Raw genomic sequence first — 23,063 nt, forward strand, 5'->3', positions numbered from 1 at the left:
CCTTCAAAAAATTTTCAGCTTCGACAAAAAATGAAGCTATTTTCCTGGAAACAGCTGTTTCTTTAGAGTTCTATTTTTTCTACTGCATGCGTATATGAAATAAGAAGCACTTCTTTTTTATTTTTTAGTCAAGGAGATGAAAGTATGAAATTATATGGTTTTCAATCTGAAGAAGAGCGTTCCTTTCTTCATTCTACCTATAAAATAAACCCATTGCTTTCTCATACTGGAGATGTCAAAATCAGCTTTTTATCTTTTCAAGAAAATGATTATACGCCTCGTCAAGAAGCTACGATTCCACAGCTTCTCTTAGTCGTTCACGGGGAAGGCTGGGTAGCTGGGGATAACGGACTAAAAATTTATATTAAACAAGGTGAATCCGCATTTTGGAGAGCCGGGGAATTCTTTGAAGTCGGGAGTCTAACTGCTATGACGGGATTACTAATTGAAGGATTAGATATCGCTCCTCAAAAGCTGCTTACTTCTTTTTCACGAACAAATGTAAATTAAAAAGCCGCGTTGACGCGGCTTTTTTTTATTGTCTTAATAATTGAGCGTAGCTTTCAGCACTATCTTGAATGACTTTGTCGCTCAGCTCACCGCCTGCTCCTTGAAATAAAAATGGCGTTTGAAACTTCATGCCTGTTAAATTTGCCGTAGCTTGAAATGGAAGAAGCAGATGATTCATTGGATAACGGTTGTAGCCGCCTTCTTGATAAGCTTCTGCAGGGCCTCCTGTGGAAGTAGCCACGATAAACTCTTTTCCGTGAAGTTTAGTACCTTTGCTGCCATAAGCCCATCCGTATGTTAATACCACATCTTGCCACTCTTTTAACAGTGCGGGTGAACTGTACCAGTAAAATGGAAATTGAAACACAATACGATCGAATTGAACAGCTAACTCCTGCTCTTTTTCTACATCAATTTTGAAATCGGGATAGTTTGCGTATAAATCATGAACGTACACATCCTCCTCTTCTTTCACTCGCTCTGCCCACGCTTTATTAATACGAGAAGATGCTAAGTTTGGATGCGCTAAAATAACCAGTGTTTTCATTTTGATACTCTCCTTCTGATGTCTGTGCTTGCTTTTTTCTTTTCTATTTTTTACTCTTGCCTCTCACGGCTTGTTCAGTCATTCTTTCCTTTTCCTTCAGGAAATCCGAGGTAGTTTACACTTATAAACTACCAGTATTATCGCTCTGCTTCAATAAAATTGACTTTGCTTTTATCACCTTTAATTTTTTCATGTACCCAAAACGGCAGATAAAGGACAAGAAAGCTAAGAATCATGATTCCTTCAATCCATACTAAATACCAAGGATGAGGTCCAAGAACATCCAGCAAGGAAGCGTGCTCTGGCTTTTTCATCATATATAAATAATTCGCCCCAAGTAAACGATTCATGGCATAGATAAAACCTCCGTACAGATTAACAAATACTACGCTTACCCATAAAGAACGAAACGTCGGCTCATATCTGCAGATAGCAATTAGCATACAGCAAGCAAGTACCACACCGCCATGCGATACATAAAACTGCACATAGCGAAACTGGGCATACGCATAGCCGCCAAGGTCTGGGGTAATCATCGCTTGAACAGAGCTGCTGATTCCTGCGAAGTACACAAAATAAAAAAGAAACCTGCTTTTGGTTATCAGCATAACAGCAGCCAACAGCACGACTATATCACTGAGCTGAAGAGGCAAGGAAGTTTCAGCAGACCACTGATGACATCCGATTTCCCAAGCCTGGTAGGCCGTTTCTGAAGCAATTAGAACGAGCGAAAGCAAAACGAACACAAACCTCTTTTTTCGCAGCTGCTTTCGACACAAGAAAATAAATGCTCCTATGATCACCATAATGGCTAAAGTTACAAGATGGTGCGCTGAAAAAAACTGAAAGGAATGTTGTACAGGATCACACGTAAAAAATCTATTCACACCGGCGCCTCCCTTATATCAGAAAACAAATTCGGTACCTTTAGCTTGTTCATAAGACTCTACTTTCATTAACGCTTATCTCACAGTAAAAGAGATTGAGACATAAAGAAATTACGCCAATCTGAAGACGAACAAATGGCATAAATGACCGGGTATGGATCGTTTGTTACACCAGGAGTCTTCGCCTTGCCCTCCAATCAACTGCTAGAAGCAACTAAAATGAAAAGATCCGAACGATTCATCGTTCGGATCTTCTTTCAACTAACATACTTTTGTCCTAGCTTTTTTCTTCGTTTTTACTCTTTAATTAATTCTTTTTTCACTAAGAATTGATGAGCGACTTCTTCAGCCGTTTTGCCTTTTGCATTTACTTGATAGTTCATTTCACGCATTTCTCCGTCACTAATTTTACCGCCCAATTGATTTAAGATTTTTTTCAGTTCAGGGTGTTCTTTTAGCGTATCTTCACGAAGCACAGGCGCTCCTTGATACGGAGGGAAGAACTGCTGATCGTCTTTTAAGACTTTCAAACCAAACTGTTTGATTTCAGGATCCGTTGCGTAAGCATCAAGCATATTAATATCGCCTTTTTCTACAGCACGATAGCGAAGCTTCGGCTCCATCGTTTTAATATTCGGGAAGGTAAGACCGTATTCTTTTTGAATGCCTACATAGCCGTCTTCACGATCTTTAAACTCAAGCGTAAATCCTGCTTTTACTTTATCTGTTGCATTTGCCAAATCTGAAATGGTCGTTAGATTATTTTCTTTGGCAAATTTCTTTGTTACGGTCAATGTGTACGTATTATTAAACTTCATTGGATCTAAATAAACAAGGCCGAATTTCTTTTGAAATCCTTCTTTTGCCTGCTTGTACACCTTTGTTTCATCTTTGCTGTCCGGCTGTTCCTTTAGATGCGTCACAATGGCTGTGCCCGTATATTCAGGGTATAAATCAATTTCCTTGTTACGCAGAGCCTCAAATACAAATACCGTTTTCCCAAGCGACGAACGAAGATTTACTTTCATATCGGTTTGATCTTCAATTAATTCTTTGTACATATCAATTAAAATATCTTGTTCTGCGCCAATTTTCCCTCCGATAACAAGGTCTGATTTTGTTGCGCTCATCGCTGCAAACGGAGAAACAAGAATGAGTATTAATACGATGATCATAATAAACGAGCGTTTTTTGGACCCTTTTTTAGCTGAGTGTTCAATCGTTCGCAGAATTCCATCAAAAATAAGCGCTAATAATGCTGCTGGAATGGCTCCTAATAAAATTAAACTATTATCACTTCGATCAATACCAAGCAAAATTAAGCTTCCGAGTCCGCCCGCTCCGATAAGAGCCACAATTGTCGCTGTACCAATAATGAGTACCATTGCTGTACGAATTCCGGCCATAATGACAGGAAGTGCTAGAGGAAGTTCTACTTTGATTAATCGTCTCCACGAGTTCATCCCCATGGCTTTGGATGCTTCAATTAAAGACGGGTCCACTTCTTTAATTCCGGTATATGTATTTCGTACAATAGGAAGAAGCGAATATAAAAACAGTGCAATAACCGCGGGAAAGGTTCCAATTCCGACAAGAGGAATTAGTAATCCTAATAAAGCGAGTGAAGGAATGGTTTGCAGTACGGCTGTTACGCCAATGATCGGTTCAGCAATGCGGTCATGTCTCGTTAAGTACAGTCCGAGCGGCACTGAAATTAATACGGCGATAACAAGAGCCAGTACTGAAATTTGAATGTGTTCAAGAAGAGCTTGAAACAGTGCATCTCCTCGTTGATCTAATAATGTGCTTAGTGCATTCATTACAGCGTTCCCCCTTCTTTCGTTTTATCAGAAAGAAACGCTAATAGAGTTTTGCGCGTTACAACGCCAATGCGTTTGCTCCCTTTTTTCACGGCTATTGCTTCGTGGTCGTAAAGGGCGTCCATTGCCTGCTGAACAGTGGCGGTTGAAGCTAGCTCTTCAGTAGGCTCTACGTCTGGCTGTTCGCTTTCTTTGACAAACATATCCAATGTCTCAAATAAAGCATTTCCTTGATTTCCAATAAATATTTTTACAAATTCATTTTTAGGCCTTTGAATGAATTCCTCCGGGGTTCCAACTTGAACAATTTCCCCATCTTTCATTAGGCAGATACGATCTCCAAGCGTCATCGCTTCGCTCATATCGTGCGTAACAAATACAAATGTTTTTTTGATTTTTTCTTTTAAGCTAATAACATCTTGCTGAAGCTGTTCGCGGCTTAACGGATCGAGGGCACTAAAGGGTTCGTCCATTAAAATAACGGGGGGATCGGCTGCGAGGGCACGTGCTACACCTACACGTTGCTGCTGGCCACCTGAGAGCTCAGACGGCTTTCGGTTTCGATACTGCTTTGGGTCTAGTCCCACCAAGGTAAGCAGCTCATCAATGCGCGTTTTGATTTTGTTTTTCTTCCAATGTTTCATCTCGGGTACAATGGCTATATTTTCAGCAATGGTCATATGGGGGAAAAGCGCAATCTGCTGCAGGACATAACCGATGTTCCAGCGTAGCTCATGTATGTTGTGGTCCGATACGAGCTTATCTTTTATGTATAGTTCTCCTTCGGTAATATCATGAAGACGGTTAATCATTTTTAAGGTGGTTGTTTTACCACACCCACTCGGACCAATTAAAACAAAAAACTCTCCTTCTTTAATTTCTAGATTAATATTTTTCACGGCGGTCGTACCGTCTGGATATTGCTTTGACACATTCTTAAACGTAATCAAATTATCGTTCACACTCCCTGTTGAAATTTAACCCCTAGTTCCGTGTACCCAATACTTAGAGGCAATAAACATTCTTTTAAGAATATTTCTAAATATGATTCATAAGACATAGTTGAAAAGATACACATGTTTTCTCACACCTTCCTAATAAGGCTATCAAACTGTTAAATTTTTCACAAGGCGGGGAAGAATAATTCGGAGAATAATTTTAAAGCCAACACAAATAAAAAACCTTCTTTCAACAAGAAAGAAGGTTTTTTTCGTATGCTAGCGACAGGGATCGAACCTGCGACCTCTTGCTTACCATGCAAGTGCTCTACCTACTGAGCTACACCAGCGTCTTGGAAAATTATATCACGTTTAAATTGATTTAGGAAGCGCTTTTTAAAAATTTTTTTATTGGTATATTCTCTAATTTGCGTCTTCTGAAATTCGCACTTTCTACAAAGTTCCATATTTTGTGTTAGAATTCCTCACACAAATTGTGTGAATTTTCTTTTTTTATATTACCCTTAGTAAAAGAGCTTACAAAAGAAAGGAAGAAAATAGATGGAACAACAACCAACCATGACCAAATCAAAAACGGCAACTCCCTACCCAAGAGACTGTACGTTTAGCCTAGAAGATTGGACGACGCTCGCCAAGTATTGGTACCCCGTCGCACGGTGCAGTGATGTAACAGAAAAACCAATGTCCGTAAAATTACTAGATGTAAATCTAGTTCTATACCGTACCACACACAAAGTTGTAGCGGCTCGTGATTTATGCGTTCACCGAGGCACACCGCTTAGCATGGGCTGGGTCGAAGATGATGAAATTATCTGTCCTTACCACGGCTTCCGCTATGCAACGGACGGTGCATGCACGTCGATTCCAGCTCATCCCGACGCCAATATTTCCCCCCGCCTGTGTATGGCCGTCTATCCAGTTATTGAACGATTTGGATTAGTTTGGACTTCCCTGACCGGTGAACAAGATAATTTGCCGTACTTCGATGCTTGGGAGGACCCTGACTTTCAGCAAATTGTTTGTCCGAGCTTTGATATTATGGGATCAGCTGGTCGCCAAATGGAAGGGTTTTTAGACGTAGCTCATTTTGCTTGGGTTCACACAGATACGTTTGGCGATCGAAACAATGCCTTTGTGCCTAAATATAAAGTAAGCGACACAGATTATGGGCTTCATGTAGAATATACGAGCACGGTGAGCAATTATTCCAAAGAACAGCAGCATTTAAATCCACCTGATTTTAAATGGCTTCGCGTCTTTGATGTTTATCCGCCGTTTACAGCTACGCTAAAAGTATACTTCCCAGAAGGCGCAGAGCTGTGGATTATGAATGCAGTCTCTCCTATTTCAGCCCGCGAAACACGTTTATTCGCGCCAATCGCTCGAAACTTTGAGAAAGATTCTCCCGTTGAAGGTGTGTATGACTTTAACCTTCGCGTCTTTGACGAAGACCGTGAAATGGTTGAAAACCAAAAGCCTGAAGACTTGCCTTTAGACCTGCAGATGGAAGCGCATATTATGGCTGATCAAACGTCCATCGGCTATCGGAAATTATTAAAGAAAATGGGCTTAAGCTTTAGATATACAAGCTGAAAAAATCCCCGCTGTCTCAGCGGGGATTTCTTTTTTATTTAGCAAACTGCTCGCGTCCTGCTTTTTCCTTTATCACTTCATCTTCACTTGCCGGCGTTGCGCGTTTCATAAACAATGAAAGAATTAAGGCAACCACCACTAGTACTACTGAGATGGCAAACGCATCGTTAATCCCTTGTACCATTGCCTGCATCCCAATCTGTTCTTTCATTTGAGCTGCCCCGGCCGCGGTTGCATTAGCTGCTCCTGCTCCGCTCATTGCATCTTGAGCGAGCTCTTTTGCATGTGTAGCTGTACGGTTTGACATCACCGTTACTAAAAGAGCCGAACCAATAGCTCCCGATACTTGTTGAAGCGTGTTATTCATCGCAGTGCCATGCGGATTAAAGCGCTGCGGCAGCTGATTTAATCCGTTTGTCATAACCGGCATCATCACCATAGACATTCCGAACATGCGAAGCGTGTAAAGCGTAATGAGCGTTGTATACGTCGTATCAAGCTCTAAGTTACTGAAGAAATACGTCGTAACGGCTGTAATAGTTAGACCCGTTACAGCCAGTGCACGCGCTCCGAATTTATCAAATAATTTTCCGGTAATCGGTGACATCACACCCATTAGCAGCGCACCCGGAAGCATTAGTAATCCTGAATGAAGCGGAGAAATGCCTCGTACCGTTTGAACATAAATTGGCATTAGCAGCATGGCTGAGAATAATGCCATTGTGATCACCATTGAAATCGTTGATGATAAAGCAAACATTGGATATTTAAAAATGCGGAATTCAAGCATAGGGGTTTTAAGCTTGAACTGACGCGTAATAAATAAAATCAGAGCCACAGCTCCTACGATAATGGTGCCGTATACTTCCACAGAATCCCAGCCTTTATCCCCTGCTGAGCTAAATCCGTATAGAAGTCCTCCAAATCCAATTGTAGATAACAAAAGAGATAAAAAATCCAAATTGATTTCCACTTTTTCTTTTTTGTCTTTTAATAGGAAGAAAGCGCCTATTAATACAATTGCAGCGATTGGCGTAACAAGGTGGAACAGCATTCTCCACTCATAGTGTTCAATTAGCCACCCTGATAAGGTAGGACCAATTGCCGGAGCAAAAATCATAACTAAGCCGAAAATCCCCATCGCAGCTCCGCGTTTTTCTAATGGAAAACTTGTGAGCAATACGTTCATTAAAAGCGGCATCATAATGGCTGCGCCTGATGCTTGAATAATACGAGCGGTTAACAAGACCGAAAATACGGGCGAAGCACCGGCAAGTATCGTTCCTGCTGTAAATAAACACATCGCCGTTAAAAACAATCCTCTGACGGAATAGCGCTGAATTAAAAAAGCAGTAGTTGGAATCATAATACCATTCACTAACATATAACCAGTAGAAAGCCACTGGACAGTTGACGTTGTCACATCTAAGTCTTTCATAATAGACGGCAGCGCCACGTTTAATAACGTTTCATTCAACAATGAGATAAAAGCGCCAATTAACAAAATAGCAATTATGCCATAAGGCGGCTTTTCCATTTGATTTATCGATTGACTCATTATTGTACCTCCTTATACTTTAAGTTCATTTTTTTAGACACATGTTCTACATAGAGTATATTATACTGTGAGTTCAATTTATGCAAGCGAAAAATCTTGCGTTCATGTCCTTTATTTTATCGACTTTTTTAGTCCTACAATCCTTTTATATCAATATATTGTCGTGATATCGTCCATTTTTTGAAAAGAACATTTGTGTAAACGCTTTAAATCATGTATCATAAAGTTGGACCATGAGTCTAATTTTATATTTAGGTGATAATAATGAATAACCGAAAACAGCAAGTTGTAAAAAATGCACACCATCTCTTCGTTGAAAAAGGATTTCAAGCTACATCTATTCAAGACATCATTGATTATAGCGGCATTTCAAAAGGAACATTCTACAACTATTTTTCTTCAAAAAATGAATTATTAATCGCTGTTTTTACCTGGCTTCATACAACAATTGAACAAGAGCGAAATCAGCTGCTGGTTGGTAAAAGCCTGACCGATGTAAATGTATTTGTTAAACAGATTGATGCACAGATGAAAAACCATCATAAACATAAATTTTTCACATTACTTGAAGAAGTATTTGTTTCCAATGATCCTGATTTAAAAGCATACATAAAAAAAACCCAGTTTATTGAAGTAAACTGGGTTTACAAGCGGTTTATTGATTTATTTGGACAAGAAAAGAAACCGTACCTGCTAGATTGTGCAATTATGTTTCTTGGCATGCTTCATCGCAACTTTCACTATAATTTTATGGTTAATGGCACAAATACTGACCCGCATGAGATCATAAGCTACAGTGTCAAGCGCCTGCTTTCTCTTGTAGACGAAGTAGCAAATTCAGGAGACATTTTGCTCGATCCGCAAACGATTAAAGAATGGCTTCCATCTTGCCCGAATACTAAAAATCAAATAGAACAGGACATTTCTGCAGCACTTATCGATTTAAAAAAACAGGTTCACAAACAATTTACTGATGAATTCGAACGTCAAAAATGCACAGAGCTTATTAGTTTTATTGAAGAAGAGCTGTTTAAACAATCAAATCCCCGCAAGTTTGTTGTTGATAGTGCTCTTCATTCGTTACAGCAGCTGTCTGTCAACAAAAGTAAGACAGCGCTAGAGGATTTACAGACGATGATCGATCAGTATGTGAGTGAACTTCATTAAAAACAAATTAAACCATAACGAAATCAATACAATCTAAAAACGAACAAATGGGATACATGAGCTGAACCGCTTGTTCCACCGCTGTTGATTTCCATGCAAGGCTTCACTTTCCGCGGGGCGGAACAGCTGAGCCTTCGCCTTGCCCTCCAATCAACCGCTAGAAGCGACTAAATAGATGAAACCTACATTTACTCTGCCAATGAAAAAATCCGAATGCGATTGATTCTCCGTCGAGAATCAATCGCATTCGGATCTTCCTTCAACTAAATAACTTTTGTCCCGGCCTCTTTATTCACAAAGTGGAAATTGAAGTGAAAAGCACGTTTCTTTTCCTTTTATGCTAGACACACTCACTTTCCCCTTCATATAATGAATAATGCTGAAAGATACCATCGTTCCAAGCCCCGTACCTTTTTCTTTTGTTGTAAAATACGGTTCTCCTAACCGGTTGATTTGTTCTTGCGTCATACCGCAGCCTGTATCGATAATATCCACAATAACAGCTCCGCCTTCTTTTGTTGCTTTAACGGTTAACGTGCCTCCATTTTGCATGGCTTCAATACTATTTTTAAATAAATTGATTAGGCACTGCTGAAGCTTTCTTCTTTCTCCCATTACGAAGAACTTCACTTCTTCATCAAATGTAAATTCAATCGCGACTCCATTCATATTGGCAAGAGGCGTCATAATATGGGTGACGTGATGAATCTCTTCTGAAATATTCATTTTTTCATTTCGTTCTGGTGCAGAATTGGCAAACAGCAAGTAATCATCAATGATTTCTTTTGCGCGGTCTAGTTCATTAATCGCAATTGAAATGTAGCGTTTTTTAGCAGGTTCTTTTTCATCTTCTTGCAGCATTTGCATAAACCCTCTGCTTGCCGTTAGAGGATTCCGCACCTCATGAGAGATGCTGGCGGCTAAATGACTGACAATTTCTAGTTTTTCTGCTTTCATCAGGCGCTGCAGCACTAATAAATTTGCCCGTATCGCTTCCCACAGTATGGTAATTACAAACATGCCTGCTACATCTAAAATCGCAAATTGAACCCACACGCTAATAGGAATGCTTGTTACGTGTAAGACGAAAATAGATACAAGCATAGCTAATAAAGAACCGACTACACTAAGACAGGTGCTCACGATAATTCTATTTTTTAATGAGAAATGTAAAAAGTATTTTGTTATGAAAGATAAAGGAATGGATAAAATCGGAAGAGCAATTAGTGTTGATAAAAACCCTACATCGTACCCGCCAATTAGCAAGCGCAGCAGTAAAATAAAGACAAAAAGCAAGCTTCCTAACGGCCAGCCTCCATATAACGTTCCTAAAATATAAGGAATTCTTCGTAGATCCATTCGATAGTCATCCGGGACATAAGCTCCGTTAACGGGAAACAAAAGGCAAAAGGTAATGGCTAAAATCGGAAATACCGCGATATAACGATCTTTCCACCAATGAATTTTTTTAGCATACTTGATTAAATAAAACATCTGCACTAAAAACAGCGCCAATAAAATAAATAAAAAATTAATTAACAAATCTTTCGTGACAAAACTCATGCATTCACCGGTCTTTCAAATGAGATAAAAATAAACTCTTTTATTGCATTTACATTTGTAACACAAATTAGAGCGTAATCATAGATAAATAAACGTATTCTATTTACTTTTTTATAACTTCCTATGACTTTATCGTCCGTTCCCTAAAATAGTGAAGGCTAAGAAAACCCTTTCAACTTCAATGAAAATATTCAGAATTTTATTTACATATGAGTTACAATGATCTATAATCAGATCAATGTACTTGGTTTTGAGAGTAGGAGGACGAAATATGGAACTATCAATTACCTTAATGGGATTATTCGTTGGAACCCTTGTAGGCTTAACGGGGGTTGGAGGTGCCGCTTTATTAACACCTTTACTGATTGTACTCGGCATTAACCCTTCCATTGCCGTAGGAACAGATCTTGTCTACAATTCTATCACAAAATTATTCGGAGTCGCTCAGCACTACAAACAGCGAACCATTAACTTTAAATTAGCAAAATATTTAGCCTTCGGAAGTATTCCGAGCGCTGTGCTGGCTATTGTCACACTTCATGCATTTCCATCTTTTCACGAGCATCAAGAAACGATTATTAAGCATGCTCTCGGGTACGTCATGACGCTGGTTGCCATTTCAATTATCTTTCGCGTCTTTTTTGATAAATTAATTCGCCCAAATCGGTTTCAGGAAATGGACTTAAATCAGAAAAAAGGATTAACAATTGGAATTGGCGTAGTCTTTGGATTCATTGTCGGACTAACATCGATTGGTTCGGGCTCATTATTTGCGATTGCGATGCTGTACTTATTTAAGCTAAAAACATCTGAGCTGGTTGGAACTGATATTGCACATGCGTTTCTTCTCGTTACGGTGGCTGGTATTTTAAATGCAAGCTTCGGAAGCGTGGATTACATGTTGACTGCTAACCTATTAACTGGATCTATTCCAGGTGTGTTAATCGGAAGCCGTTTATCAACGAAAGTGCCTTCAAGACCGCTTCAAGCCATTATGGCAACCATCATTCTAATTAGCGGAATTAAATTAATTTAACAAATAAAAGCACATGCCTTTGCATGTGCTTTTTATTAGTTTTTTTAAAGATCTGCATTAAAAATAATAATGTTTTAAACCACTTCCCTTCCCTTCTTATACACTTCAACTAATATTTTTATTGAATTTTAGTCAAAGAGACCAATGACACCTCAAACAACCTTACGTTAAAATGTAAAAAAACATAACATCTATTGTGATATCTAAAAAATTGTACGAGGAAGGGAGAACACATGACACAAACAGCGGCAAAAAGTAAGAAAAAACCTTTTTACAAAGGTCTTTTCTTTCAAATTATGATGGCAATTGTACTTGGCATAGCCGTAGGATATCTGTGGCCAAGCTTTGGAAATGCTGTGAAACCGATTGGAGACGGTTTTATTAAGCTCATCAAAATGCTGATTGCTCCTCTTATTTTTGGAGTAGTCGTTGTTGGAATTGCCAAGGTTGGAAACATTAAAACAGTTGGGCGTATCGGTGGAAAAACCATTCTTTACTTCGAAATTGTCACAACATTCGCTCTATTAATCGGTCTATTAGTAGCAAACGTAATGAATCCCGGCACCGGTATGAATGTTGATCCTTCAAGCCTAAACACAAGCCAAGTGGACGCGAAGACTAACGGCTCCGAACTTCCGAGTGAAGGTGATTTTTTTCTTAATATGATTCCAGACAGCGCAGTTGGTGCTTTTTCAAGCAACTCCATGCTTCAAGTGCTTTTAATTTCTTGTTTGTTTGGCCTCGCGCTTGTACATATAGGAGGAAAAACAGCCGAGACCCTTTTAAATGTATTGGAGAAAGTAAATGATGTATTGTTTAAAATTATGGGATACATTATGAAATTAACGGCTCTTGCCACGTTTAGTGCCATGGCATTTGCAGTTAGTCAGTACGGTCTTGGAACACTTGCTGCATTCGGAAAGCTATTTATCGCTATGACAATTGCTTGTCTAGCATTTGTTCTTGTTTTAGCTGTTATTTTACGAATCTATTTAAAATTAAGTTTGTGGAAAGTCATTCTATATATACGAGAAGAAATTATGCTTGCATTTGCTACGGGTTCCACTGAAGCCGTTATGCCGCAGCTCATGGATAAATTCGAACAAGCAGGATGCAACAAAGCAGTCGTTGGTCTTGTGGTGCCTACTGGCTATTCGTTTAATCTAGACGGTGCTTCTATCTACTTGTCTCTTGCCCTCGTCTTTTTAGCACAAGCAACGGGCGTGGATTTGAGCCTCACTGATCAGCTTTTAATGCTTGGTGTTCTTCTTCTTACGTCTAAAGGAATGGCTGGTATTCCAGGATCGGCTTTTGTTGCTCTCTCTGCTACCGCAGCAGCAACCGGATCCATTCCGGTAGCAGCCGTTGCTCTCATGCTCGCTCCTGATCGCTTTATGGGTAATTACCGGACTACAGTTAATATTATTGGTTATGCGGTAGCTGCTTTTATTATCGCACGATGGGAAAATTTATTAGATCTACAAAAAGCAAATGATGTGCTGGACGGAAAAATTGCGTATCAGCCCAAAAATGCTGAAATTTTTCTCCCAGAGAGTATTCCAGCAGCCAATGAAAAAGCATTTTAATAAAAAAATTTCCTGGCCGAGACAAGTCTATTTTGCTTGTTTTTCGGGCAGGAATTTAATTGTTACATAAAAGGCCTTTTGCTGAAACTTATTTTCTTCGAGTATTTTATATACCATTTGTTTAATAGTTTCTTGCGTTTTGGCATCAGATGAAACGGAAGGCTCCATATACACATCCAGCTCTACTCTGTCTTTTGAGTAAAGGGAAGAATTCACGCCCCTTGATTCATAGCCCGCTTCAGTTAAACCGCTGCTGATTTTATGCCAAATATCCAGTTTGTCCATTTGTTTAATAACAGGCTTTGCTTCTTCGTACACTTGTGCTTGCTGAGTCTTGGAAACTTCTTCTTTTTTAGTAAAAACTGCATATCCTGAACCTACTACTAAAAACGTCATAATAGCAAATGCTCGCATCCTTTTCATTCTCTCACCTCATTTAGAGATATAGATTATAAATATGCGAATAATTGCTGCAGTATGACGGCTTGTATCTCTACTTCTTTCCCACTATACTCAGCAGTCGTTTAGAACCAGCTTCTGCTTCTTCTATCATACTGTCAAAAAGCTCTTGGACCGTTGGGATACTATCAATCAGTCCAACGACTTGGCCTGCCCATCCATAGCCTTCATCGATTTTATTTTCATAAATATACCGGCAGTTTGCCCCTCCGCTAATGACGTCTTTTAACTCTTCGTACCTCTCTCCTTGCTGCTCACGCTCAATAATGTCAAGAGTGTAGTGGGACTTCAATACGCGTCCAGGTGCTCCGAACGAACGTTTAATAACCACAGTATCGGTTTCTTTTGCTTCTACAATAGCTTGTTTATACGCATCGTGGGCATCTACACATTCTTTTGTCGCGATAAACCGTGTTCCCATTTCAATTCCTTCAGCACCTAATGATAACGCTGCCAATAATCCTTGTCCGTTTCCAATCCCTCCGCTTGCCAGGACCGGAATTGACACAGCCGCAGCTACTCGAGGAATTAATACCATTGTGCCGAGATCCTCACGTCCGATATGTCCTCCTGCTTCTTGCCCCACTGCCATGACAGCATCTGCTCCTAACTTCTCAGCTTTTTGAGCTTGACGCACGTTGGCTACCAGCACGAGCGTTTTAATTCCTGTTCCTTTTAATCTCTCAAAAATAGGTGCGGGATTTGCTCCTGTTATGGAAACAACCGGAACACTTTCTTCTACTGCTACGTCGAGAAGTTCTTTATAAGAACCTTCTGTTTGACCTCCAACAGCAAAATTAACGCCAAAAGGACGTTCAGTTAAAGAACGTACTCTCTTAATTTCAGCTCGAAGTTTCTCAGGTGTTCGGAGCGTCATAGCTGTAATTTGTCCAAGCCCTCCTGCATTTGAGACAGCAGCAGCAAGTTCTGCGTACGCTAAATATGCCAGACCTCCTTGTACAATTGGATATTGAATCCCTAATAAATCTGTTACCCGTGTTTTCATCTATGTATCCCCTCTCCTTTAATTTTCTTATTTATGAATACTTATTCATAATCATAACAAGAAAATAACGGATTTCCTACGAAAAAATTCCAACATTTCTGTTTGCTTCAACTTTTGATAGGGTACACATTTTGTAATGATTATTAATTGAAGGTCAAGGAGGAAGACAGGTATGACAAAAAAGCACCCTGGAAATGAAAAAAGCAAGCAAGAACAGCTCGAGCAGTTTAAAACAGATGATCGAAACCAAGCGCTCACAACCAATCAAGGGTTAAAGCTTTCTGAAGATGAATTTTCTTTAAAAGCGGGTGAACGTGGTCCAACCCTTATGGAAGACTTTCATTTCCGTGAAAAAATGACGCATTTTGACCACGAGCGCATTCCTGAACGCATCGTTCATGCACGCGGCTTCGCTGCTCACGGAGAATTTGAACTGTATGACTCTCTCGGCGAATATACAAAAGCTAAATTTTTACAGAATCCGTCTGTAAAAACACCTGTATTTGTCCGTTTCTCTACTGTAGCAGGTTCTAAAGGTTCAGCTGAAACGGTGCGCGACGCCCGTGGTTTTGCAACAAAATTTTATACAGAAGAAGGAAACTATGACTTAGTTGGAAATAACATTCCCGTGTTCTTTATCCAAGATGCGATTAAATTTCCGGATTTAATTCACGCTGTTAAGCCTGAGCCACACAACGAAATGCCGCAGGCGGCTTCAGCACACGATACGTTTTGGGATTTTGTCGCCAATAACCAAGAGTCTGCTCACATGGTCATGTGGTCAATGTCAGACCGCGCAATTCCTCGCAGCTTGCGTATGATGGAAGGCTTCGGCGTACATACTTTTCGCTTAGTTAATGCAGAAGGAAAAGCTCATTTTGTCAAATTCCACTGGAAGCCTGTGCTCGGAACGCACTCCCTTGTTTGGGACGAAGCTCAAACAATTTCTGGGAAAGACCCTGATTTTCATCGCCGCGATTTATGGGAATCGATTGAAAACGGAGACTATCCTGAATATGAGCTAGGCCTTCAAATCATAGCTGAGGAAGATGAATTTAAGTTCGACTTTGACATTCTCGATCCAACTAAGCTTTGGCCAGAAGAAGACATTCCCGTCAAATTGGTTGGAAAAATGACCTTAAATCGAAATGTAGACAACGTATTTGCTGAAACGGAACAAGTCGCATTCCATCCGGGACATGTGGTACCGGGAATTGATTTTTCTAACGATCCTCTCTTACAAGGAAGATTGTTTTCGTACACGGATACCCAGCTTATTCGTCTTGGGGGTCCGAATTTTCACGAACTTCCAATCAACCGTCCAGTATGCCCGTTTCATAACAATCAACGAGACGGTTACGGACGTCAAACGATTAACAAAGGGCCTGTCAGCTATCACAGAAACTCTCTTGCAGCCAATACGCCGGCTCCTGTCTCAGAGTCAGAGGGCGGTTATGCTCACTATCAAGAAAAAGTGGAAGGAAGAAAAGTTCGAAGCCGAAGCGAAAGTTTTAAAGACCACTTTTCACAGGCAACGCTATTTTGGAATAGCATGAGCGACACTGAAAAAGAGCATATTATCAGTGCTTTTAGCTTTGAGCTTGGAAAAGTGAAAAGCAAGTCTGTTCAGCAGCAGGTCGTTGATATGTTTGCCAACGTCAGTACAGTGCTAGCTAAACAAGTAGCACAAGCGATTGGTGCAACGCCTCCATCAGGAGAAGACGCGCCAGTGACTAAGTCATCTACGGCTCTTAGTCAGGAACAGACGATTAAAAAGCCGAATACGCGTAAAGTAGCTGTCATTGTAGCTAATGACTTTAGCAGTGAGCTACCACAAGTGTTAAACAGTTTAAAACAACAAGGCATTCAGCCTGAAATTGTAAGCACAACCCTCCAAAACGTAAAAGGAACAGACGGGTCAGAACTTGAAGTACAGCACACGTTCTTAACAAGTGATTCTGTTTTATTCGATGCGGTTTATGTTGTCGGAAGTGCGTCGGCTGATGAGAAGTTTCGTAAAGAAGCACTGACTTTTGCTCAAGAAGCATTCGAGCATTTTAAACCAATTGGCGCGACGGATGAAGGTGTTAAGTGGCTAAAAGCTGCTGGCTTAGATAGTAGTCCCGGTGTCGTAACTGGAGAAACTACACGCTTTACAGATGAATTTATTGAAGCTATTTCAGCTCACCGCCACTGGAATCGTCACGTTATATAAATACAAAAGCCTTTGAAATCAATGATTTCAAAGGCTTTTTTTATTAAACTGATTTTCTAAATGCCATAACGTGCAAATCTTTTACCGGATAAAAATCGTTATCAGGAAAGCGAACGTAACCTCTTTTAGTGTACAGCTTAATGGCATGTTCCATTGAATGATCTGTATGTAAACCTAAATAAGAACACCCTAGCTCTCGAGATTTTTTTTCACACGCTTCAAGAAGCGCATTGGCGACTCCTTTTCGGCGATGAGACGGAGCAACTGCCAGCAGACGAATTTCAGCCCATGGAAATGGCTTTAACAATCCTCCGTATACATCAGTATTCGGAGGATAGAACAAAACGCTTCCTGCCATTTCTCCATCGATTTCAGCTACAATGCACTCAAATTTCTTTTCTTCACTCAGGGTATGTAAAATTCCCTTTCGATATCTTTTCCAGTGTGCTTCTGATTTTACAGCTGCATATTGCTCATAAGCAGCAAGCGTCACTGTTTCAATAGATGATGTTTCTTCTTCTCTAGCTTTTCGAACGATCAATTTTTTCTCCTCCATTTACCTTCTTCGTTAGTTCTTATTGTCTATGGTGAACCATGTTTATGCAACACATTTGCATTTTAAAACCGCTTCCTTTGCATATATTTAATCTGTTCATTATGGTTTCTGAAGCGGTCTTTGTGCTGAAACTCTGCTTGTCTTCATATACATATAAAGAGATTCATAGACAAGGATGAGACAGTATGTATAAAAAATTGATTGCAATTGGAATTGGCAGTGTGTTTGTTAGTATCGGAATTAACGTTTTTATTCTTCCACTTCAGCTTGTAACAGGAGGCATTACGGGAATTAGCTTAATCATTAATTATTTACTTGACTATAAAGTAGGTGTGATGATTTTTTGCTTAAACTTGCCGATTTACCTTCTCGCCCTAGGTTTTAACCGCTCTTATTTTTTAAATGCTATCTATGGCATGGTTCTCTCAGCCGTTATGATTGATTTGCTGTTTCCGCTTCACGGGATCTTTCACATTCCCATTATCTTAAGCGCTTGCCTTGGAGGTGTTTTTAACGGAATCGGAACCGGCATCATGCTCCGGCAGCACGCAAGTCAAGGCGGGGTCGACTTATTTTCTCTGATACTTGCGAAATGGTTATCTTTAAACCCCGGCATCATCATTTTAGTGATTGATGCATCTATTATTATTTCAGGTATTTTACTGCTTCAAAACGATACAGCTATTTATTCATTATTCATTGTTGTATGCTCCGGTATAGTGACCAGTTTAATTACGTCATTCAAACGCATCATCGTCTATGTATAAGGAAAAAGCCTCGAGACATGCGTCTCGAGGCTTTTCTTTATTTGTCATTTAAGAATTCTTGCAGCGCTTCTTTATTTTTATCTAAATCAATATCAAGCACCATACCAACACCGCTATACGTTTTGTTTTCAAATGATCCGTCTAACGGCAGTCGCAGGCTTTGAACATCTTTCATGTTTCCTGTTACCACATCTTTAGCTAGAAGCATCATGCTTTTTGTATCTAAATTTGTATCGATGTAAGGATCCATTACGCCGAGAAGCTTCGGTATTTTAAACACGCTGTTTAGGCTTGCTACTTCATCTTTAAGCTTTAAAACAACTTCTTGCTGGCGCTGAACGCGTCCAAAATCACTCATGTTATCATGGCGAAAACGTACGTAGCCAAGCAGTTGTTCACCGTGTAAAACTTGGGTACCTTTGTGAAGCGTCATACCAATTCCCGAAGACATATCGTGAGGCACGGTTACTTCAATGCCATCCGGTGCAATCGTATCTACAATTTTTGAAAACCCTTCGAAGTCTACAACTGCATAATAGTTAATATCGATATCAAAATTTTGTTTGATCGTTTGACGGAGCAGCTCAGGACCTCCGAACGCGTAAGCAGCATTCAGTTTTTGCTTGCCGTGTCCTGGAATATCTACATACATATCCCTCATAAGGGAAACAATTTTCGGGTGTTTGCTTTTAGAATCGTAGTGAGCAATTAAAATAGAGTCTGTACGAGAATGCTTTTCTCCGCGCGAATCACTTCCTAACAGCAGCATATTTACTTCTCCGTTATTTGGGAGACTGCCTTGAAACTGTTCGAATGTCGTGCCGTCATCCGCAAATTTACCATCGCTTGCCAACGATAGCCCTTGCTTATATTGGAAATAGCTGTATATGCCTCCAACGATAATAAAAAGGAACAACAAAGCAAAGAACACTCTGCCCCATCGAACCCTTCTTCTTCTTTTGCGTCTTGTTCGCTCCACGTTTCTGTCACCAGCTTTCTTTTTCAATGAAGTTTTCATAAAACAAGCAAGTAGCTAAGCTTTTAAAAAGCTCCTCTACTTGCTTGTTTGGATTGTATGGTGTGAAAGCTTACATTACTTTTTTGTTTCTTGGTCTTTTCCATACATGTATTTTGATGGATCGACCGGTTTAAAATCATCTAATTTATTAAATCGTAATAAATCACCGTATAACACTTTATCAGAAAGTTCTAGCTCTCTTCCAACTTTCTTTTTATAAGCTTTCGCTTCGTCTGTTGCTGTGATTCTTTCTCCCGTGTTTGTATCGTAATACTTGCCGTCAATTGACGTGTATTTCGGAGAAACATAATCACCGTTTCTAAATGCTACTACCTGATCATGGTCTTTTGATAATAAATCTGTACCGAATTGAACATACTCTTTACTATCAATTCCCACTAAGTGAAGAAGAGTAGGCACTACGTCAATTTCACCGCCGTACGTATGGTTCACTCCACCTTTTACACCTGGTACGTGAAGGAAGAACGGTACGCGTTGAAGCTGAGCGTTTTTATATGGCGTAATTTTCTCGCCAAGAACTTTTTCCATTGCTTTGTTATGATTTTCAGAAATACCGTAGTGGTCACCATAAATCATAATAACTGAGTTGTCATATAAGCCTGAAGCTTTTAGCTCTGTAAAGAATTCTTGCAGTGATTCATCCAAATAACGAGCCGTTTGGAAATAACGGTCTACCGTTCCATCTCCTGTGTTTGCCGGCTCAATGCTAGCATCGCCTTTATCAAGGACAAATGGGAAATGGTTTGTTAATGTAATCATATGTGCATAGAACGGCTGTTTTAATGACTGTAGCATTGGCATAGATTCTTTGAAGAATGGCTTATCTTTTAATCCATAGTTTACTTTGTTATCACCAGTCATATTGTAATAACTTGCGTCAAAGAATTTATCCACACCGAACTGCTTATAAATTTCATTACGGTTCCAGAACGTTTTATAGTCTCCGTGTAAAACGGCACTTGTATAGCCGCCCTTTTGATCTAAGATCGCTGGTGCTGCTTGGTACGTGTTGCGGCCTTTTAAGCTAAATGCTGATCCTTGAGGCAAGCCATATAATGACGTATCCATCATAAGCTCTGCATCAGCTGTTTTACCTTGTCCTGTTTGATGGAAGAAGTTATCAAAATACATAAATTCATTTCCATTGGCTAATGAGTTTAAAAACGGCGTTACTTCTTGCCCGTTTAACTTATAGTTAATCAGGAATGACTGAAATGATTCTAGATGAATTTTAATAATGTTTTTTCCTTTTGCTTTACCGGCATACTCAATATTTGGAGCTGCATAGTGACTTGTACTGAAGTTTTTCACTGTTGTTAAGTCATCACTGCTTGCGAATGCTCGCTGCTTTGAGTTTTTGAACGTTTGAACTGCATCATACACCGTGTAGTTGTATGCTCCTAAATATTTCACTAGGTAGTTACGATCAAAAGTTCTTGTTAATAATTCAGGGCGATCTTTTTCAGCATAGTGCAAGTTAATTGCAAAAGCGATAGCTCCTGCCGCTAATACCATGAACGTATAGCGGAATTTAAGGCGTACTTTTGGCCATTCGATTTTTCTAACAAACAATAGCGCAATCAGTAAAATGATATCTACAAAGTAAAAAATATCGTGAGCTTTTACTAAATCAGCGATACTGCCTCCTAAATGACCCGCATTGCTTGTTTGCGTTAAAGTAGGCAATGTCACAAAGTCATTGAAGAATCGATAATATAAAATATTGCTGTACAAAATGACCGTCATGATTGTACTAAGGATAAGCGTCCAAACGATGGCTCTTTTTCCTTTTGCAAACAATGCTAACCCTAAAAAGATCAAAGTTGAACTAATCGGATTAATAAACAATAACGTTTTTTGCATTGAGTCACTTATATCTAAGTTGAACTCCACTTTGTAAGACATGTAAGACTTGATCCACATGAATAAAACCGCTATAAAAAAGTAAAACAACGGCTTTGAAAATAGTTTTTTCATTTTCAAATTCCTTTCACTAAAAAGTAGAGATTTCATGTCCAGCTAACCTTAGGAAAGTCCCATACATTAAATCGTAACGGTTACGTCCTGCAAAAGATTACCTGAAAATGATTCAATTTGTCAAACAATATCATCTTCATCTCTTTTTTTAGTCATCTACAAAATTTACATTTTAACTTGTAATCTCTTATTTTTTTATCGTGATGCTAATATTACACAATTGTTAATTTGTAAATTTCGTTCTCCCTATATTGCATACATATTAATTTACCACATTTCTGCTCTGCAATAAAAGTATTTTTATTTTATTGATCATAATATTCCACTTACTGAATGAAAAGGTACTATTGTACTGGACGGTATTCTTCGCTTACTGTTAGGACTAGTAAAATTAGACTTATCTATGCTCAGTCTTTATCTTCATCAACAGCTATGCGGTCTCCTTGTGCAAAGGGCTGTGAAATAACAAGAAACTCAATCTCTTCGCTCGAACGATTCATCATTTGATGAAGAATAGACGGAAGCACTTCTATTCCTTCATGTGCTTTTACATCATAAATAATTCCGTCTACTTCTAGAGCAGCTGTTCCTTTTAGCACAAAGAAAAATTGCTGTGCTCTCGTGTGATAATGCCTTACCTCTTTCGTATGAGGAGGCATGCGCTCAAGAATAATACTCACGTCTTTATTTTTCACTAGGTGCCACCCATCGCATTTTCCTCCCCACACGTAGTGTTCTGCGTTTTGCTTACTGACTTTCATGACTAGCTCCCCTTTTTTTAATAAATGAACACCTGCAGATTAAATAGAAATTCTATGTGATCTTTTTAATCTTGCTATTGGAAATATTTTTTTCAGATGAAGGTTTTGGCTTCAAAGTAAAAAGCATTCCTAAAAAGATCAAAACAATGCCTGCAAACTGAAAAAGCGTCGGGCGAAATCCCGTGAATGCTGTGTCTAATAAAATAGCAACGGCTGGATCTAAAAATACCAGAACTGAAATCACCTGAGTTTTTAAGTAGCGCAGGCTGTCGAAAAACAAATAATAAACTAAACCAGTATGTACAAAGCCCGTTACTAAAATCGCTGTCCAATTGGCCGTTGTTAGAAAATGAAAATCATTGAAATGAACAAACGGCAATAATAAAAAAATCCCTAAAAAAGTCTGAAGAAATGTAACAGCGTAAGCACTCGTATGAATAATTCCTTTGCCAAGCAGCGTCGTGCATGCATAAAACAAAGCGGCTAAAAGCGCCCACAGTATTCCTGACGACATGAAGCCACCAATCGTAAGTTCCTTTACCCCAATAATCAGAAGTGTTCCCACAAAACAAATGAAGATAGACATAACGCCAAGAACCGTTAATTTCTCCTTAAAGATAAAGCTTCCCAGAAGCAATACTAAAACGGGCGCAAGATGATAAATAGAAATAGCCACCGTAACGGACATCATTTCAAATGCTTTAAATAGAAACACCCAGTTAAACACAAGAAATATTCCGCACAGTAAAATCTGCTTTATTTCCTTGGCATTCCATTTTTCTCTTTTATATTCACCCGTTACAAACCAGCACATTCCGAGAAAAAGCGTTGCACAAATACAGCGAACAAATACTAAATCAAAAGAAGGCAGTCCAGTTTTTGTGGAGAAAAAGCCAATTGAACCAAAAATACTCATTGAAACCATCATTTTTACCATTGGGCCTGCTTTCATTTTTCCACCTCACTTTCAGAAAACTATTACTATTCAAACATAAAGAAGTCCATTTGTAAATTAATGGCTCAAAAGCGTTATTTCATAAAAAAGCGCAAAGACACG

At 39.3% G+C, this 23,063-nt stretch carries 20 protein-coding genes and 1 tRNA gene; 7 read left to right on the top strand and 14 right to left on the bottom strand.

The features are described 5' to 3' along the window. The first annotated feature begins 144 nt into the window (after positions 1-144). Positions 145-510, top strand: a complete 366-nt coding sequence (locus ACN6NE_RS04190) for a cupin (RefSeq protein WP_129704163.1) — start codon at positions 145-147, stop codon at positions 508-510. 25 nt (positions 511-535) lie between these two features. Here ACN6NE_RS04190 and ACN6NE_RS04195 read toward each other — a convergent pair whose 3' ends face one another. The 5 genes from ACN6NE_RS04195 to ACN6NE_RS04215 all read right to left on the bottom strand — a co-directional run bounded on the left by ACN6NE_RS04195 (position 536) and on the right by ACN6NE_RS04215 (position 5,052). Then, positions 536-1,057 carry an NAD(P)H-dependent oxidoreductase gene (locus ACN6NE_RS04195; protein WP_129704165.1) on the bottom strand — a complete coding sequence of 174 codons (522 nt, stop codon included), beginning with the start codon at positions 1,055-1,057 and terminating at the stop codon, positions 536-538. 137 nt (positions 1,058-1,194) lie between these two features. Continuing rightward, a complete protein-coding gene (locus tag ACN6NE_RS04200) occupies positions 1,195-1,944 on the bottom strand; it encodes a YwaF family protein (RefSeq protein ID WP_129704167.1) in 750 nt (249 codons plus the stop codon). Between the two features lie 296 nt (positions 1,945-2,240). Next, positions 2,241-3,764, bottom strand: a complete 1,524-nt coding sequence (locus ACN6NE_RS04205; protein ID WP_474324667.1) for an ABC transporter permease/substrate-binding protein — start codon at positions 3,762-3,764, stop codon at positions 2,241-2,243. Then, positions 3,764-4,714: an ABC transporter ATP-binding protein gene (locus ACN6NE_RS04210; RefSeq protein WP_129704171.1), complete on the bottom strand. Its 951-nt coding sequence runs from the start codon at positions 4,712-4,714 to the stop codon at positions 3,764-3,766. Before ACN6NE_RS04210 ends, ACN6NE_RS04205 begins: the two co-directional genes overlap by 1 nt. 265 nt (positions 4,715-4,979) lie before the next feature. Then, positions 4,980-5,052: transfer RNA gene (locus ACN6NE_RS04215), tRNA-Thr, on the bottom strand. A 211-nt stretch (positions 5,053-5,263) separates the two neighbouring features. Here ACN6NE_RS04215 and ACN6NE_RS04220 point away from each other — a divergent pair. Continuing rightward, a complete protein-coding gene (locus ACN6NE_RS04220) occupies positions 5,264-6,316 on the top strand; it encodes a Rieske 2Fe-2S domain-containing protein (protein ID WP_474324669.1) in 1,053 nt (350 codons plus the stop codon). 34 nt (positions 6,317-6,350) lie between these two features. Here the strand turns inward: ACN6NE_RS04220 and ACN6NE_RS04225 are convergent, their stop codons facing one another. Continuing rightward, on the bottom strand, positions 6,351-7,874 hold the full coding sequence (locus tag ACN6NE_RS04225) for a DHA2 family efflux MFS transporter permease subunit (protein WP_129704176.1): 1,524 nt from the start codon (positions 7,872-7,874) through the stop codon (positions 6,351-6,353). A 264-nt stretch (positions 7,875-8,138) separates the two neighbouring features. Between ACN6NE_RS04225 and ACN6NE_RS04230 the strand changes: the two genes are divergently transcribed. Then, on the top strand, positions 8,139-9,041 hold the full coding sequence (locus tag ACN6NE_RS04230; protein ID WP_474324673.1) for a TetR/AcrR family transcriptional regulator: 903 nt from the start codon (positions 8,139-8,141) through the stop codon (positions 9,039-9,041). A 288-nt stretch (positions 9,042-9,329) separates the two neighbouring features. Here the strand turns inward: ACN6NE_RS04230 and ACN6NE_RS04235 are convergent, their stop codons facing one another. Further along, on the bottom strand, positions 9,330-10,604 hold the full coding sequence (locus tag ACN6NE_RS04235; RefSeq protein ID WP_474324675.1) for an ATP-binding protein: 1,275 nt from the start codon (positions 10,602-10,604) through the stop codon (positions 9,330-9,332). Positions 10,605-10,875: 271 nt separating this feature from the next. Here ACN6NE_RS04235 and ACN6NE_RS04240 point away from each other — a divergent pair, with 271 nt between their 5' ends. Together ACN6NE_RS04240 and ACN6NE_RS04245 are read left to right on the top strand one after the other, a co-directional pair. Continuing rightward, positions 10,876-11,640 carry a sulfite exporter TauE/SafE family protein gene (locus tag ACN6NE_RS04240; protein ID WP_025750122.1) on the top strand — a complete coding sequence of 255 codons (765 nt, stop codon included), beginning with the start codon at positions 10,876-10,878 and terminating at the stop codon, positions 11,638-11,640. A gap of 233 nt (positions 11,641-11,873) precedes the next feature. Further along, entirely contained in the window at positions 11,874-13,226 is a 1,353-nt protein-coding gene (locus ACN6NE_RS04245) for a cation:dicarboxylate symporter family transporter (protein WP_129704182.1), read from the top strand. A 27-nt stretch (positions 13,227-13,253) separates the two neighbouring features. Here the strand turns inward: ACN6NE_RS04245 and ACN6NE_RS04250 are convergent, their stop codons facing one another. Together ACN6NE_RS04250 and ACN6NE_RS04255 are read right to left on the bottom strand one after the other, a co-directional pair. After that, positions 13,254-13,649, bottom strand: a complete 396-nt coding sequence (locus ACN6NE_RS04250; protein WP_129704184.1) for a hypothetical protein — start codon at positions 13,647-13,649, stop codon at positions 13,254-13,256. A gap of 70 nt (positions 13,650-13,719) precedes the next feature. Continuing rightward, a complete protein-coding gene (locus ACN6NE_RS04255) occupies positions 13,720-14,691 on the bottom strand; it encodes an NAD(P)H-dependent flavin oxidoreductase (protein WP_129704186.1) in 972 nt (323 codons plus the stop codon). 172 nt (positions 14,692-14,863) lie between these two features. On the opposite strand from ACN6NE_RS04255, the gene ACN6NE_RS04260 reads away from it, so the two are divergent. Continuing rightward, positions 14,864-16,906, top strand: coding sequence for a catalase (locus ACN6NE_RS04260; protein WP_474324677.1), 2,043 nt, complete (start codon positions 14,864-14,866; stop codon positions 16,904-16,906). Positions 16,907-16,949: 43 nt separating this feature from the next. Here the strand turns inward: ACN6NE_RS04260 and ACN6NE_RS04265 are convergent, their stop codons facing one another. Further along, positions 16,950-17,447: a GNAT family N-acetyltransferase gene (locus tag ACN6NE_RS04265; protein ID WP_013058629.1), complete on the bottom strand. Its 498-nt coding sequence runs from the start codon at positions 17,445-17,447 to the stop codon at positions 16,950-16,952. 200 nt (positions 17,448-17,647) lie between these two features. On the opposite strand from ACN6NE_RS04265, the gene ACN6NE_RS04270 reads away from it, so the two are divergent. Then, positions 17,648-18,229, top strand: a complete 582-nt coding sequence (locus ACN6NE_RS04270) for a YitT family protein (protein WP_129704190.1) — start codon at positions 17,648-17,650, stop codon at positions 18,227-18,229. 37 nt (positions 18,230-18,266) lie between these two features. Here ACN6NE_RS04270 and ACN6NE_RS04275 read toward each other — a convergent pair whose 3' ends face one another. The 4 genes from ACN6NE_RS04275 to ACN6NE_RS04290 form a co-directional block, all read right to left on the bottom strand. Next, positions 18,267-19,235, bottom strand: coding sequence for an LCP family protein (locus ACN6NE_RS04275; protein WP_129704192.1), 969 nt, complete (start codon positions 19,233-19,235; stop codon positions 18,267-18,269). Positions 19,236-19,322: 87 nt separating this feature from the next. After that, on the bottom strand, positions 19,323-21,245 hold the full coding sequence (ltaS, locus tag ACN6NE_RS04280; RefSeq protein ID WP_474324679.1) for a lipoteichoic acid synthase: 1,923 nt from the start codon (positions 21,243-21,245) through the stop codon (positions 19,323-19,325). Between the two features lie 407 nt (positions 21,246-21,652). Further along, complete coding sequence (locus ACN6NE_RS04285) at positions 21,653-22,006, bottom strand: cupin domain-containing protein (protein WP_474324681.1); 354 nt, start codon at positions 22,004-22,006, stop codon at positions 21,653-21,655. Between the two features lie 52 nt (positions 22,007-22,058). Then, complete coding sequence (locus ACN6NE_RS04290; RefSeq protein ID WP_129704196.1) at positions 22,059-22,958, bottom strand: DMT family transporter; 900 nt, start codon at positions 22,956-22,958, stop codon at positions 22,059-22,061. Positions 22,959-23,063: the final 105 nt, after the last annotated feature.

Source organism: Priestia sp. 53B2 (genome assembly GCF_056099005.1).